The organism is Vreelandella maris, from assembly GCF_013371085.1.
Taxonomy (GTDB): domain Bacteria; phylum Pseudomonadota; class Gammaproteobacteria; order Pseudomonadales; family Halomonadaceae; genus Vreelandella; species Vreelandella maris.
The window spans coordinates 37654-52851 of sequence record NZ_JABWCV010000018.1; the positions used below are offsets into that span (position 1 = coordinate 37654).

The 15198-nt window shown below is 52.0% G+C and carries 11 protein-coding genes; 4 read left to right on the forward strand and 7 right to left on the reverse strand.

The features are described 5' to 3' along the window. Positions 1-41 precede the first annotated feature (41 nt). On the forward strand, positions 42-1334 hold the full coding sequence (gene amaA / locus HUO07_RS15155) for an L-pipecolate oxidase (protein ID WP_176304244.1): 1293 nt from the start codon (positions 42-44) through the stop codon (positions 1332-1334). A gap of 133 nt (positions 1335-1467) precedes the next feature. On the opposite strand, the gene hglS is transcribed toward amaA, so the two are convergent. The 3 genes from hglS to HUO07_RS15170 are packed head-to-tail and all read right to left on the reverse strand — an operon-like array spanning position 1468 to position 7306. Further along, positions 1468-2841 (reverse strand): 2-oxoadipate dioxygenase/decarboxylase HglS, encoded by a 1374-nt coding sequence (hglS, locus tag HUO07_RS15160; protein WP_176304245.1) that lies wholly within the window; start codon positions 2839-2841, stop codon positions 1468-1470. Positions 2842-2870: 29 nt separating this feature from the next. After that, positions 2871-6056 (reverse strand): FAD-binding and (Fe-S)-binding domain-containing protein, encoded by a 3186-nt coding sequence (locus tag HUO07_RS15165; protein ID WP_176304246.1) that lies wholly within the window; start codon positions 6054-6056, stop codon positions 2871-2873. Continuing rightward, positions 6053-7306, reverse strand: coding sequence for a 2-aminoadipate transaminase (locus HUO07_RS15170; RefSeq protein WP_176304247.1), 1254 nt, complete (start codon positions 7304-7306; stop codon positions 6053-6055). Before HUO07_RS15170 ends, HUO07_RS15165 begins: the two co-directional genes overlap by 4 nt. 450 nt (positions 7307-7756) lie before the next feature. On the opposite strand from HUO07_RS15170, the gene HUO07_RS15175 reads away from it, so the two are divergent. From HUO07_RS15175 to HUO07_RS15185, 3 genes are all read left to right on the forward strand, one after another. Continuing rightward, positions 7757-8752, forward strand: coding sequence for a TAXI family TRAP transporter solute-binding subunit (locus HUO07_RS15175; protein WP_176304248.1), 996 nt, complete (start codon positions 7757-7759; stop codon positions 8750-8752). A 156-nt stretch (positions 8753-8908) separates the two neighbouring features. After that, positions 8909-10762, forward strand: coding sequence for a TRAP transporter permease (locus HUO07_RS15180; protein WP_340162504.1), 1854 nt, complete (start codon positions 8909-8911; stop codon positions 10760-10762). A gap of 77 nt (positions 10763-10839) precedes the next feature. Next, on the forward strand, positions 10840-11727 hold the full coding sequence (locus tag HUO07_RS15185) for a LysR substrate-binding domain-containing protein (protein ID WP_176304250.1): 888 nt from the start codon (positions 10840-10842) through the stop codon (positions 11725-11727). A 203-nt stretch (positions 11728-11930) separates the two neighbouring features. On the opposite strand, the gene HUO07_RS15190 is transcribed toward HUO07_RS15185, so the two are convergent. The 4 genes from HUO07_RS15190 to HUO07_RS15205 are packed head-to-tail and all read right to left on the reverse strand — an operon-like array spanning position 11931 to position 15184. Then, positions 11931-12656, reverse strand: coding sequence for an ABC transporter ATP-binding protein (locus HUO07_RS15190; RefSeq protein ID WP_176304251.1), 726 nt, complete (start codon positions 12654-12656; stop codon positions 11931-11933). Then, positions 12656-13372, reverse strand: coding sequence for an ABC transporter ATP-binding protein (locus tag HUO07_RS15195; protein WP_176304252.1), 717 nt, complete (start codon positions 13370-13372; stop codon positions 12656-12658). Before HUO07_RS15195 ends, HUO07_RS15190 begins: the two co-directional genes overlap by 1 nt. After that, entirely contained in the window at positions 13350-14303 is a 954-nt protein-coding gene (locus HUO07_RS15200; protein WP_176304253.1) for a branched-chain amino acid ABC transporter permease, read from the reverse strand. Before HUO07_RS15200 ends, HUO07_RS15195 begins: the two co-directional genes overlap by 23 nt. Further along, a complete protein-coding gene (locus HUO07_RS15205; RefSeq protein ID WP_176304254.1) occupies positions 14300-15184 on the reverse strand; it encodes a branched-chain amino acid ABC transporter permease in 885 nt (294 codons plus the stop codon). The genes HUO07_RS15200 and HUO07_RS15205 overlap by 4 nt, the downstream gene beginning before the upstream one ends. Positions 15185-15198 lie beyond the last annotated feature (14 nt).

A 15198-nucleotide genomic window follows, 5' to 3' on the forward strand; every position in this document is an offset into this window, starting at 1 on the left:
GCCTTGGGCCGGCCTGCGCTTCTTTTTAAGGAGGTATTAAAATGCCAACGCCCCTCTCCGAGCGCTGCCTTTGGCACCAAACAAGTGCCGAAACGCCTCTAGACTACCCCGTGTTAGCCAGCCATGAAGAGGTCGATGTGTGTGTGATGGGCGGCGGGATTACGGGACTCTCCACTGCGATGCATCTGGCCGAGAAAGATATCAAAACAACCTTGCTAGAGGCGGGAGATATCCCCAGTGGCGGGTCAGGACGCAGTGTTGGCCTGGTTAACGCCGGGCTTTGGATACCTCCCGATGACATTGTGGCCGCGCTAGGCAAAGAGAACGGTGAGCGGGTTAATACTATTCTAGGCGGCGCGCCCTCAAAGGTCTTCGAGATCATTGAGCGCCATGCTATTCAGTGTGACGCTACTCGTACTGGAACCCTTCACCTTGGCCATAACGCCAAAGGCTGCCAAGAACTTGCCCGCCGCCGGGATCAGTTGCAACATCGTGGGGCACCGGTGACCTTACTGGAAGGTGAGGAATGCGAGCGTATGACGGGCACCTCACAAATACATACAGCGCTTCTTGACGAACGCGCGGGCACTATCAATCCCTGTGGCTATACGCGTGGGCTTGCCCGCGCGGCGGCCAACTCAGGGGCTACGCTTTACTGCCACAGTGCGGCAACGGGAATCGAGCGGCACGGGGATCGCTGGCGAGTAATGACCGAAGGCGGTAGCGTCACAGCAAATAGAGTGGTGATGGCAACCAACGCTTATACGGAAGATGGTTGGAACCAAGTTCGCCAGCACTTTTTCACCGGGCACTTCTTTCAATTGGCATCAGAGCCACTAATTGGTAAAGCCGCCGATGCAATTCTCCCAGAGAAGCAAGGCGCCTGGGACACTCGCACCGTGCTTAGCAGTATTCGTCGCGACAAGGAGGGCCGCCTTATTCTTGGCAGCCTGGGCAAAGGCGAAGGAAGGCCTCTTTCTTATCTCACTCACTGGGCCGATACGATACAGAATCACTACTTTCCCGCGCTTGGCAGCGTTCGCTGGCAGTACACCTGGACCGGTAAGGTCGCCTTCACACCGGATCACACCTTGCGTATTTTTGAACCGGCCCCTGGGATATTGTCAGCTACTGGTTATAACGGACGCGGCATTACTACCGGCACTGTGGTTGGGCAAGGATTTGCTCACTATATTGCCAAGGGCGATGACAGCCTGCTCCCCCTGCCGGTATCGCAGCCGAAACCCATCAAGGTACGCCCACTATGGAGCTGTGCCTATGAAGGTGGCTTCTCTCTATACCACGCGGGCCAATGCCTAAGAGTGCTTATTTAATCTCCAAGCCTCTTCGGACATACCTTAAATTGCCTTCTTAAGCGCGCTCGGAACTAACCTGGGCGCGCCTTTTTAAATCTTGATGGATTGGAAATAACCGGTGGCATGTCATTGTGCCACCTCCATCCAGGGCCTAGGCGTGTACCTCGCCTTTCAAACTCGCCAAGACACTTGCTTTCGATGCCCGCTCGCGCTCTGCGTAGAGCGATAACTCGTCGGTTACCTGAGCACCCAAAGCTTCTTCAAAGGCATCACGATTCGCATTTCCGGCATAGGCCTCGTTCTGCCCTCCACCTAGATTCGACTGGAAAATACCCGCCGCACTCACCGGCAGAAAGTCTTCATAGGTAATCGGCTGTACTTCCACCAGCCCCTGCGCGATTAACGCATTGATATCGGTACTTCCAACGTCTTTATTGGCCTGCCCTTTCTCGGTCAGATAATAGTGAAAATACGCTAATGCCTCACGGCGCATTGCCTCGTCGTTGTCAGGGAATTTGGCAAATACGTTTTTCATTACCGTTTGGTGCGAATCGTTATCCAGCCCAGCGGTTTGCTTGCGACCTTCAGTAAGCAACTGGTCATAAAGTGCACGCCCTTTCGGCGTTAGCGCCACACCCCGCTGCTCAATTTCACCAAAGCGAGCGGTGTGGGTGCCTTGCGCATCACCGGCAAAGCGAATTGATTCTTCTAACGCTTTAAAGCTGGTTTGGCGCAGCAATATGGGGCATTCTCGCTGCGGCGGCCCTTCAATAACGAGCTTAGGATTCATGCCCATCTCCGGCATGCGGCGCTGCACTTCGTCAATATCCAGGGTGCGCGGCGTCAGGTGATTAATATGCGGCCCACGGAAGCACACTACATCGGCAATCAAACGGTGCTCATCTTGAAGCGCATGATAGGTATCCAAATCGACCGTCGCATCTTGGTGCCAACGGAAGGTTTCCAGGGCTTCTTTTACAAACTGATCGGCCTCTTCGCTGGTTAATCCATCCTGGGTTTCGTGACGTTCAATGAATTTCCGCGCGCCTGGTGTAAAAATATCTCGCTTGGCCAGAATTTCCTCTGAGCGCTGGCGCAGCGTCTCGCTTTCGATTAACTCTAAACGCAGTAGCGATGTAAAAATGCGGAAAGGGTTGCGTGCCAGCGCTTCATCTTCGATGGGTCGGAAGGCTGTTGAGTGAACCGGAACACCCGCTTCGGAAAGATCGTAATAACCCACTGGGTACATGCCCATAACGGCAAACAGGCGGCGCAACATGGAAAGCTCTGAGGCAGTACCCACGCGAATTGCCCCGTGGCGCTCTACGCTCAAGCGGGCCAGTTCACCCTGTGCTTCCAGGCGATGTTGCAATTCAGGCTGCTGACTAAGCGTTTCCTGGTTAACACTGTCCACAAGTTCAAGTAGTGTGCCGTACTGTGGTACTTCTGCTTGATACATGGCCGACATGGCCTTAGAGAAACGGTCACGAATATCGTCGGTTGGAAGAAGTGTTGTTTGGGTCATTTCATAGCTCTCTTTTGCATACTGCTAATTTAAAGATGGGATGCTGACTTCAATTGCGCCAACAGCGCCTGTAACGGGTGCTGCAGTACTTGTTGCGAATAGCGCTTCACCTGACTGCGGCAAGAATAGCCGGTGGCTAATAGCTTATCTGCGTTTGTGCTCGCTTCCACCTGCGGCTGCCAGGACTGGGCGTAGATGGTTTTTGAGGTGTCGGTGTTACGTGTTTCGTGGCCGTAAGTACCGGACATACCGCAGCAGCCGGTAGCCATCAGCTCAAGCTCTAACCCAAATGCCGCAAACACCTGCTGCCACGCTTTGGGGCTACCCGGTGCGTTGGTTTTCTCAGTGCAGTGGGAAAGTAGCTTAAAGCCAGGATCCGTTAGCGTGAGTTGGCTAGGCGCAAGCATATTAATGCGGGTGGCCAGCCATTCTTGCAACATCAGCACTTCCGGCACCGCCTCATTGCCCAGCGCTTTAACGTACTCTTGGCGATAAGTCAGCGTCATCGCCGGGTCGATACCCACCATGGGAATGTCAAAGCGGGCCAACGTGCGCAGCCTTTCGGCTTGCTTAGTGGCAGTGCGCTCGAAGGCGCCTAAAAACCCCTGTACCTGGAGCGGTTTGCCGTTAGCAGAAAAAGGCATCACAAACACGCGCAGGTTGAGGCGCGATAGCAGTTCCACCATGTCCATCACCAACTTGGCTTCAAAGTGGGTGGTGAAGGCGTCTTGAATAATAATCACGCTGTTAGCGCGCTGCTGTTCGGTTAAAAATGCCAGCGAGAGCGGCGTTGCCTCAGCGATGCCCCAGGCTTTTAGCTGTTTTTTTACACTGGCACGGGAAAGCGCCGGAGAGTCGCTAATGCCCACGCTGCTACGCATGAGTTTTTCCACCCAGCGCTGACCAATCGCCGCATTATACAGCGGGGCAATCTTGGCTAGCGCCGGCAGCATAAACTCGGTGCCGCCAATCACGTAGTCCCGCAGTGGGCGCAGGTAGCGGCCGTGGTAGACCTCTAAAAATTGAGAACGAAACTGGGGGACGTTAACCTTGATCGGGCATTGCCCCGCGCAGGATTTACACGCCAGGCAGCCCGCCATGGCATCGTAAACTTCGTGGGAGTAATCATGATGCTGTTTACGGCTCAGCGTATTAGTTACTCTTAACGGAAAGCTTTTAATAAAACCCCAGCCACCTTCGGCTTTCTTCTTGCGTGACTCCTCAACCATGTCAATCCCTGCCTGGGATTGCAGGCGCAGCCACTCGCGGATCAGGCTAGCGCGGCCTTTGGGCGAATGGCGACGATCCCGCGTGGCCTTCCAGGAAGGGCACATGGGATCGTCAACGTCATAGTTATAGCAAGCGCCGTTACCGTTGCAGTAGACCGCTGCGTCGTAGGCCTGCCAGGCGCGCTCATCGATAGTGCGATCAAGCTGGCCACGCGTTGTTACGCCATCAATGGTCAGCAGTTCAGGGTCGCGCTCGCGGGCGATTAATTTGCCAGTCTCTTTCGTTGCAGTAGTCCCCGCCGCTTCGGGCGGGCCAGAACTACCCGTGGCTTCGGGCGGGCTAAAAAGCGGCGAGGCGATCTTGCCCGGGTTAAGCTGATTGTAAGGATCAAAAGCCGCTTTTACCCGCTGGAGGCTGGGGTAGAGTTCGCCAAAGAATTTGGGCGCGTATTCAGAGCGCACGCCTTTGCCGTGTTCACCCCACAGCAGCCCGCCATATTTTTGCGTAAGCGCAGCGACTTCATCGGAGATTTCGCGAATCAGCGCTTCCTGGGCGGGGTCTTTCATATCGATGGCGGGACGAACGTGCAGTACACCGGCGTCTACATGGCCGAACATGCCGTAGGAGAGCCCCCGGGCATCCAGTGCAGCACGGAACTCGGCGATAAAGTCCGCTAAATGCTCTGGCGGAACGGCGGTATCTTCCACAAACGGAATGGGCCGTTTCTCACCCTGAACGTTGCCGAGCAAGCCTACTGAGCGTTTGCGCATGGCGTAGACTTTCTGGATCTGCCCGCGCCCCTCGGCCAAGGTGTAGCCTAGGCGCTCAACGGTTGCGTCCTGGCTTAGATGGTCGGTAAAGGCGCGAACCCGCTCGGCGAGGGCGCTCTCAGCGTCGTCATTAAATTCAATCAGGTTAATGCCGCGAATCGCCGTGTTAGCGGTGGCCGGGAAGAACTCCGCCACGCTATCCCAGACGAAGTCTTCCATGGCCAGCTGCAGCACGGTGTCGTCGATGGTCTCTATGGAAGTCGGGCGCAGCGCCTGCGGCTGGGGTTGGGAAGTGCTAGCGGCCATGAGCGCTTTGGCGTCTCGCAGTGCATCCATAAAACTAGTGTAGCGCACATTAATCAGGGTGGAGTGCTTGGGAATCGGCAGCACGTTCAACACCGCTTCATTCAGAAAACCCAGCGAGCCTTCCGAGCCGCACAGCAGGCTATTAAGGTTAAGTTGTCCTTCATCATCGCGCAGGTGAGCCAAGTCATAGCCGGTTAGGCAGCGGTTAAGCGGCGGAAACTTTGCCGCAATCAAATCACGCTGCCGGTCAATAATCTCGGCGGCAGTCGAATGCACACGGCCAAGAATGCCTTCCTGCTGGCGCTCAGCCTGCTCTTCTTCAGACGTTAATGCACGGCTGTGCAGATGCTTGCCGCCGATCAAAATAGTATCGAGTTCCAGCACGTGATCACGGGTTTTACCGTATTCACAGCTGCCCTGGCCGCTGGCATCAGTAGAGATCATGCCGCCGATGGTGGCGCGGTTGGAAGTCGAAAGCTCCGGGGCGAAAAACAGCCCGTGGGGCTTGAGCGCAGCATTGAGCTGGTCTTTCACCACCCCGGCCTGAACGCGGACTCGATGGTTTTCAGTGTCGATCTCGATAATCTTGTTCATGTGGCGTGATACGTCCACCACGATGCCGTCGGTGAGCGATTGGCCGTTGGTGCCGGTGCCGCCGCCTCGAGGGGTTAACACAATACCCCGATGGGTAGCCTGCGCAGCAAGCCGGCTAAGGCTTTCTAGGTCTTCTGCATGCTTGGGATAGACCGCCGCCTGGGGCAGGCGCTGGTAGATCGAATTATCCGTCGCCAGCACTGTGCGGTTAGCGTAATCTGGGGCGATTTCACCTTCAAAACCGCGGCCGCGCAAGGCTTCGAGAAACGCCACATACCCTCTTCGCAGTGCCACCTCACTGACCATTGCGATCATGCCTTGAGCGTCTCCAGCGCCTGCTCGATGAGCCCTAGCCCCTCTGTCATGATTTCTGGTTCGGTAGTCAACGGTGGTAATAAGCGTAAGACATTACGTTTGCGACCGCTGGGCATTAATAAAACTCCGGCATCACGACCGGCTACCAACAAGTTGGCTAAGTGCTCCGCACCCGTTGCATTTTCAGTGTCTTCAAAAACGATGCCGCGCATCGCGCCTATACCTGTCATAGCCCCCACCATGGGGAAGCGCTCGCTTGCTTTCCAGCGCTGGTAAGCACTAACAATCGCCGCTTCTTGGGCCTTACCCCAAGCGCTTAGCGCCTCGTCTTGCATAATATCCATCACCGCCAATGCGGCTGCGCAGGCTACCGCATTACCCGAATAAGTACCTCCCAACGCGCCTTTGGGTAATGCATCCATTAACTCTTTACGACCTACTAAGGCGGCGAGTGGAAGACCTGAGGCAATACTTTTTCCTAGTAGAAGTAGGTCGGGTTCGATGCCTAAGTGACTGAAACCAAAGCGCATACCGGTTCGTCCGAAACCTGATTGGATTTCGTCACAAATCAATATAATGCCGTGCTGATCACAGATTGCCCGCAGCGCTTTGGCAAACTGGGGACAAAGTAAGCGAAATCCGCCTTCTCCCTGAATAGGCTCAACGATGAAACAGGCCACTTCGCTGGGGGCAATCTCTACGTCAAAAACACGCTCTAACGCAGCCAGCGACTGCTCGGCGGATACCCCACTATCTTGGCTAGGAAACGGTACGTGATAAACGGGGCCTGGAAGCACTCCTAATCCTGCTTTATAGGGTTTAACTTTGCCGTTCAAATTGAGTGCTGCCAACGTGCGACCGTGGAAAGCATCGTCAAAGGCAATAACGCCTTGGCGACCAGTGACACCACGGGCGACTTTCAGTGCATTTTCTGTCGCTTCCGCGCCACTATTCGTCAACATGCATCCAAGCGGGTAAGAAACTGGCACAAACTGATCAAGGCGCTCTACGACAGAAAGGTAGCCACGGTGAGGCAATGCATTAAACGCTGAATGCATGAGGGTATCGACCTGCGACTTGACGGCCTCGACCACCGCTGGGTGGCCGTGCCCCAGGTTAAGCACGCCAATACCACCAATAAAGTCGATATAACGCTGCCCCGCCTCATCCCATACCTCTGCATTACGCCCTTTAGTAATACAAACCGGATGAAGGATGCCTAATGCACTGCTGACGTAGGGAAGATCCATCGTCGTAAACGCTCCTGAAATTGCCGTATATTCACTTATCAAACAGGTTCATACAGCAGATCACAAACGAAAAAAAACACCAAATACATGCCAAGCAGGAATGCATGGGAAATAGACACTTGGTTTAGAAACAGGAACAGCAGCAACTCAGCATAGCCACTTACTGCAGCAATCTATTCCACTATACAGACTAAAAAAGAAAAAACAGTGCCGGACGCGCTGATGTAAAGCACATATCATTAATTACATAAGGGATTCCTTAAAAGCACCTTTCATGACAAAATGGAATGCGTACGCAACTTAATTTCTTTTGTCTGTCGAGTTAGATACGTGAACAATAGCCAGCTACCTTTTTCGCGGCCTTTTTCACTGATTGATCCCTAGACGGTCGGATTGCGAAAATAGCTAAGCATAATTTAATTAAAAATAACTTAATTAGCAGGAGTCAATATGAAAAACATTCCCTCTAAAGTGCTATGTGGCGTTGGCGCTACTCTTCTGTTGGCGGGCTGTGGTGGCGAGAGCAAACCAAATATCGCCATTGGCCCCCCGGCCAGTACCACCCAAAGCGTTTCCCAATTACTTTTTGATGCCTACGGTATTGATAGCGATAAGTACAATACCTACCAGGAAGGTTTTGGTGCTGCACTCGATGGTGTACAAGATGGCAACATCGATATTTCCATCGGTATTCTTGGTTTACCTTCTGGTAGCATTGAGAACCTACAAGCTACTAGTGGCGATGCACGCCTGATTAGTTTAAGCGATGACGCTATTGATTATATTGAAGAGAATAGTGCCTATCAGCGCTTTACTATTCCTGCTAATAGCTATGCTTTTCAAAATGAGGACGTAAGTACTATTACTGCTTACGCCATTTTAGTTGGCAATACAAATACCATCGATGAAGACCTAGGTTATGAACTAGCGCGATTAATGCATGAACATGCTGAAGAAAACACGCACTCTCAATCTGCGTTTATTACCCTTGAAAATGCACTGAATGGTTCAGAAGGTTTGCCTATTCACCCTGGTGCTAAAAAGTATTATGAAGAGCAAGGCCTCACCGTAGACAACCCTGTTGCTGAGCTTGGCGACACCGAAGCCAAAGAAGAATTTATTTTAGGCACCGGCAGTCAAGGTGGCACTTACTACCCGCTGGGCGGCGAGATGGCCACTATCTGGAACCGTTACCTAGAAAATCAAAATTTTACGAATATTGAAACTGGCGCCTCAATCGAAAACTTAGTGAGCATCCGTGATAACAATATGGATCTAGGGATGACCGTGCACGCACCGGCGCAAGATGCCATTGCGGGAAGCGGAGAGTTCGACAGCGGTGCTATTGATAACGTCGCATTTATCGGACACATCTACCCTGAAGTCATTCAGATTATCACTCGTGAACGCTCCAACATTGACAGCCTAAGTGATCTAACCGATTGATATTCCCTTTTCGCCGCTGGCTAAGCCAGCGGCGTTATAAGTATGAGGTTTTATCGTGGATAAAAAAAAACTCCTGACGAAGCGACGCTTTTAAAAAAGTATGATCGTGAGTCACAAATACGTTCGGCACTACAACTAGGTAAGTGGGGATGGCTGATCACCCTAATGGGTGTATCCCTGACATGCTTTCATCTCTATACCGCTTATTTTGGTACGCTACCGTCGCAGCAGCAAGGCGCTGTTCACTTAGGCATTGCTTTGGGGATGATCTTTATTCTATTCCCTGCAACGCGCGGCGCGGGCAGGCGTAATGGAGTGCCGTGGTATGACGTACTACTCGCATTCGCCGCAACCTTTGCCGCCTACTATAAGATACTATTTTACGAAGAAGTACTTCGTGCAAGGATCACAGGCTATTCAGCCTTTGATCTAACGCTTGCGGCACTCGGCGTGCTGTTTGTACTAGAAGCGACTCGCCGTACTGTAGGTATGCCAATCGTTGTCATGGCCACGTTGGCAATACTCTATGCGCTGTTTGGCAATTTAATACCAAGCCCTTTGCTTTCTCATCCAGGCTTCTCTCTTGAGCAGGTGTCCCCCTACTTATGGTTCAGAGAAAGCGGCGTTTTTGGTACGCCTCTGCAAATATCGGCGCGCTTTATCTTCTTGTTTTTGTTTTTCGGCGTTGTCCTGATGCATACCGGAGTAGGTCGATTCTTTAATGACTTAGCTTTTGCGTTAACCGGGCGCTTTACCGGCGGCGCCGGCAAAGCAGCCGTTATAGCAAGCTCTTTGCAGGGAATGATTTCGGGGAGCTCTATTGGCAACACCGTAGCGTCTGGCTCTTTCACCATACCCATGATGAAAAATGCCCGTTTTAAACCCGAGGTAGCGGGAGCAGTCGAAGCTTCAGCCTCTACGGGGGGACAAATCATGCCACCCTTAATGGGCGCGGCGGCGTTCATAATGGTGGAGTATGTAGGCGTTTCTTACCGTGAAATCATGTTCTCGGCTCTGATTCCCGCCATCCTCTATTTCGCTAGTATTTTTATCGGAGTTCATTTCGAAGCCAAGCGCCATCGCATTCTAGGCCTTCCTAAAGATCAACTGCCCAGCAAACGTAAGCTCATACTGTCAAAAGGCTACATGCTGCTGCCTTTGCTCGTCATTATTACGACCATTAGCGTTGGTTTTACAGCACAACGAGCAGCGCTAATGGGGATAGCATGTGCTTTTGCTGTCAGTTTGGCGCGCAAAGAAACACGCCCCTCATTAAAAGATATATTAGTTATCTTCGAAAAAGGTGCGCGTGTGGCACTGCCAGTGATCGCAGCTGTGGCTTGCGCAGGCATTATCGCTGGCGTGGTAGGTATGACAGGTATGGGATCAAAATTTGCCGCCGGGATTATTAGCTTGGCTGATGGCGTTTTGATACTTGCGCTCTTATTCACGATGATTGCCTGTATTGTTCTAGGCATGGGATTACCCACAACGGCAAACTATGTGGTCACCGCTACGATTGCTGCACCGGCGCTTATTAATGAGTTTGGCCTTCCGCCAATGGCGGTGCATTTGTTTGTCTTTTATTTCGGCATTATTGCCGATATTACGCCCCCCGTTTGTTTAGCAGCGTTTGCCGGCGCAGGCATTGCGCAAGCCAACCCGATGAAGACCGGTTTCACTGCAGTTAAATTGGCGATTGGTGCGTTCATTATTCCTTACGCCTTCATTTATAATCCCATGCTGGTAATGGTTGAACCTACGCCGCTAGGGCTTTTAAGCGCATTGTTCTTTTCACTTGCAGGGATTATGGGAGTAAGCAGCGCGCTACTGGGTTACTTTGTACGCGATTCACTCTTTTGGGAGCGTCTGGTACTGTTCGGAGCTGGGCTTGCTATGGTGGTTCCTGAGTTGCTAACCAGCGGCTTCGGCTTATTAGCCATGGGATTGGTTGGCTGGCTCCAATTACGCCGGCCTGACAAACTTCAGGAAGCAGCGTCGCTCGCCTAATGAACCATTTTAAAAGCCTAGCTTCCCCCCGGTGCTTAGTCTCCGGGGCGGCTTTTAGGTTATCAGGAGCGACTGGTTTGGCATCACGCAACCTTCCATCTACCGCGGCTATGCAGTGCTTTGAAGCGGCAGCACGTCATATGAGTTTTACTCGGGCCGCGGACGAGCTAAACCTCACGCAAAGTGCTGTCAGCAAACAAGTCGCTCACCTCGAAACTACCTTGCAACATAAGCTATTTCGTCGCGTGCGACGTAGCCTGCTGCTTACGCCAGAAGGCGCCATCTTTTTAAGTGACGTGCGTAAAGTTCTCACTCAGATTGAAATGTCGACTCAAGCGATAATGACCTACAGCGGAAATAGCGAGGTCCTTAAAATCGCGACGTTACCGAGCTTCGGTAGCCGTTGGCTGGCAAATAAATTGCCAGCATTTCTAGCGGACAATCCAGGCATTAGCTTGGAGTTTCATGATCGGGTAAAGGATTTTGATCTTGAACAACAAGATATAGATATCGCACTGTTTTATGGGCATGGAAGTTGGCCCAGCCTTGCGTGTCATAAGCTCATTGACGAGGATATGGTCGCGGTTGCATCTCCAGAATTACTGGCTCAGCACCCCATTAATTCGGTGGATGATTTAACTCAATTACCTCTACTCCATCTTTCGACCCGACCTGACGCTTGGCACCATTGGTTTGCAAACCAAGAGATCATCACTGACCGTAGCTATCATGGTACTCGCTTCGAGACCTTTCCTATGCTTGTGCGTACGGCAATGGCAGGCGGAGGAGTCGCGTTGGTTCCTCACTTTACCGTAGATGAAGAACTGGAAGGTGGCAGACTTTCAGTCGCCTGGCCATATAGATTACTCAGTGAGAGTGCTTATTATCTCGTTTATCCAGAGCACTTAGGGGAGCTCGCTAAGGTGCGACGCTTTGTAGAGCATATTACTCAATTTAGTAATTAAGTATGGCGCTTCCCAATTTAAACCCTGCGATAACGACGTCTGTCGGCTTGTCGCAGGACTTATCGCTTACAGTATGAGGCCAAGTAACAAATAAGCGGCCAGAGAAACCGGAGCGATGCCTCTAGATTGGCACCACTGGCTTAATTAGATTCCCCACATTATGCTGCTCCTTGGGCATACTCAGCGGGTTTTAGTTTTGTCTATCATAGCCCTAGATAGGCCTTCTTAATTTTTTCATTGTCCTGTAGTTCGCTAGACGGCCCATCCAGAACTTGATAGCCATTTTCCAGTACGTAAGCGCGATCGCTCACCTGTAGTACCTGTTTAACGTTCTGTTCGACCAACAAAATAGGCATTCCGGTATCGGCTACCCGGCGTATGGCCGCCATCACATCCTTGACCAATAGTGGCGACAATCCCAGGCTAGGTTCATCCAGCAAGAGCATCTTAGGACCAAGCATCAACCCCCGAGCAATTGCCACCATCTGCTGTTGCCCACCCGAAAGTTGCACTGCTTTTTCACGAGCGTACTTTTTGAGATCAGGAAAGAGCGTTAGAACTTTCTCCAGGTTTTCGTCACGACGGTCACGTGCTGCGGGCAGTGAGGCCCCCAGTAACAGATTATCGTGTACTGTCATATTGCCGAACAGTTGACGCCCCATCGGTACATGGGCAAGCCCAACTCGCGCCATCTCATGCGGCTTACGTCCAGAAACTTCTTGTCCATCAAAATGGATGGTTCCTTTCCAGGGCTTAATCATCCCTGACACTGCTCGAAGAATGGTTGATTTGCCGCTGCCATTACCGCCGATCAAACCCACCAGCTCGCCACTTTTGACCGTCAACGAGGCGTCGAAGACCACCTTTAATGAACCATAACCAAGATCGACATTCTGGATACTCAGTACATTATCCGCTTGATCTGACATCAGTCCTCTCCCAGATAGGCGGTAATGACGCGTGGATCTTCGATCACATCACGTGGTAAACCCTCGGTAATCACACTGCCGTTTGCCATGACAATCACATGATCCGATAGCTCTATGATGGCTTCCATTATGTGTTCTACCATCACGATGGTCAGATTTTGGTCAGTCAATCGCCGCACAAATTCGATCATTTCCTTTAGAGCCGGTGGGTTTAAACCGGCCATCATCTCATCAAGAAACAGGACGCTAGGTTGGACAGCTAATGCTTTAGCCAGCTCTAAACGTCGTCGCCTGGCTAGGTTCAGATCTAGGGCCGGTTGATCATAGCGATCAGCAAGGCCAACCTTTTCCAGAACGTCCATGGCCAATTGTTCGGCTTTCTTGCGCTTAGGCTCTTTAAGGAAGGCTGCTACCAGGACATTCTCAAGCAATGTCAGTTCTTCGAAGGGTCTTTCTGTCTGAAACGTACGGCCAATACCAACACGGGTACGCATATACGGTGGAAGGCGGGTGATCTCATTGCCATGCAAGTAAATGCGACCTGCCTGGGGGGTAACAAAGCCCGTAAGGGCATTGAATAACGTGGTTTTACCCGCACCATTAGGCCCAATCAATCCGAGAATCTTACCCTGCTCGACATCCAGAGAAACATCGTTTACAGCCACTACACCGCCGAACGATACGGTGATGCCATCAGCCTTGAGCGCGCTTGGCATAAACCCTCCTGATCAAGTAACGCGCTGGTTCGCCAACGATTCCACGAGGCATGAAAATAACCACGACCATTATCAACAAGCCGTAGATAAGCATGTTGGCCTCTGCAAACGTAGTACGGAATATCTCACCTGAACCCACGATCAATAGCGCCCCTACGCAAGGCCCCCAAATGGTTCCACGGCCACCGATGATGGCTGTTAAGGCTATTTGTACCGACAACAATAGGTAAAAGATAATGTGTGGTTCGATGAAGGAGAGAAAGATCGCATAGATCCCCCCTCCAAGCGCCGTCAATGCACCGGAGAGCATGAACGCTTTCAGCTTCACGGTGGTGGGGTTGATTCCTGATGCCATGGCGGAATCTTCATCTTCCCTCACAGCGCGAAGCTGGTAGCCGAACTTGCTGCACGATATAAGCATCACGACCAAGACGGTTATCGCTGCGAATGCCAGCGCCAGATAGTAGTTGACCTGGCGAGAGAAGAGATCCAGTCCAAAGGGTTCCGGCAGTGTCATGATAAAGACCCCTGTCGCGCCGCCGGTCAACCAACCTTCATTAATGGCGATCAGTCGAAAGATCTCAGCAATGGCGATAGTGGATAGTGTGAAGTAAGGCCCCTTGAGCTTAAAAGTCAGGCGTCCCCATAAGTAGGCCAACATAGCAGCAGCAACCAGCGCCATTAGGATCGACCACCAAGGCGCTATCTCATGGTGGGCAGTTCCCACTGCAACGAAATAGGCACCGAGCCCCACGAAGCTAGCATGGCCTAAGCTCACCTGACCGGCCCACCCCCCCAGAATGTCCCAGGCAGTGGCCCAGCCAGCGTATAACAACAATGTAATGGCTACCGATAGATACCCGGGGAACATTTGAGGATAGAGAATTCCCACCATCACCAATCCGGCAAAAATGATGTAATGCTTTTTCATACGCGCTTCACCGTTTTACCGAATAGGCCCTCAGGTCTTAGCAACAATATCAATAGGAAGACCAGTAGACCGTAGGCGTCTCGATAATCCGAAGTGAGGTAAGAAGCGCCCATCACTTCTACCACCCCCAGCAATAGACCACCGGCGATGGCAGCCCCAATATTACCCAGCCCCCCTAGCACGGTGACCACAAAGGCCTTGAGCGTGAAAATTGCACCTGAAAATGTCGGTGTGGCAAACAGCAGCGGAATCAGCACGACACCTGCGGTTACCGCCAGTGCCATGCCAATACCGAAGACCACGGCTTCAATCCATCGGGTATTGATACCGACAAGTTCGGCACCCAAACGATTGTCAGCAGTGGCACGAATGGCACGGCCAAGTTCCGTATGGTTGAGTACCGTATAGAGTCCGGCAATAACCACCATCGTTGCCAGGCCGGCCAGGAGTAGGATCATTGAGAAGCTGACCTCCCCCAGGGAAACCGTACTGGAGGCATACGACACATTGACAGACTTGGGCTCGGCGCCAAAGGTCAGTAACAATATATTGCCAATAACCAGGGCTAGCCCAAGGGTGACCAGGAGCGAACTTTCTGGCGGTGCTTCCATTAAGCGGGAGAGCACTAATCGCTGAAGTAATGCCCCAGCCACAAAACCAAGAGGCATGGCAACAAGCAGAGACAGATAGGGGTCCCAGCCAAGTAAGGAGTTGAGCAACACCGCGCAATACATGCCCAGAATAACGAAGTCCCCGTGAGCGAAGTTGATTATCTTCATCACCCCGAACACCAGCGTCAGCCCTACTCCAATCAACGCATAGACTCCACCAATCAGCACCCCATTGGACAGATTCTGCAAAAAGGATACATAGTCAAACATTATGACCTCTCTAG

Bases quoted from the DNA above. Each gene is read 5' to 3' on its own strand.
- amaA (WP_176304244.1), top strand. From the start codon at position 42: ATGCCAACGCCCCTCTCCGAGCGCTGCCTTTGGCACCAAACAAGTGCC.
- hglS (WP_176304245.1), bottom strand. From the start codon at position 2,841: ATGACCCAAACAACACTTCTTCCAACCGACGATATTCGTGACCGTTTC.
- HUO07_RS15165 (WP_176304246.1), bottom strand. From the start codon at position 6,056: ATGATCGCAATGGTCAGTGAGGTGGCACTGCGAAGAGGGTATGTGGCG.
- HUO07_RS15170 (WP_176304247.1), bottom strand. From the start codon at position 7,306: ATGGATCTTCCCTACGTCAGCAGTGCATTAGGCATCCTTCATCCGGTT.
- HUO07_RS15175 (WP_176304248.1), top strand. From the start codon at position 7,757: ATGAAAAACATTCCCTCTAAAGTGCTATGTGGCGTTGGCGCTACTCTT.
- HUO07_RS15190 (WP_176304251.1), bottom strand. From the start codon at position 12,656: ATGTCAGATCAAGCGGATAATGTACTGAGTATCCAGAATGTCGATCTT.
- HUO07_RS15195 (WP_176304252.1), bottom strand. From the start codon at position 13,372: ATGCCAAGCGCGCTCAAGGCTGATGGCATCACCGTATCGTTCGGCGGT.
- HUO07_RS15200 (WP_176304253.1), bottom strand. From the start codon at position 14,303: ATGAAAAAGCATTACATCATTTTTGCCGGATTGGTGATGGTGGGAATT.
- HUO07_RS15205 (WP_176304254.1), bottom strand. From the start codon at position 15,184: ATGTTTGACTATGTATCCTTTTTGCAGAATCTGTCCAATGGGGTGCTG.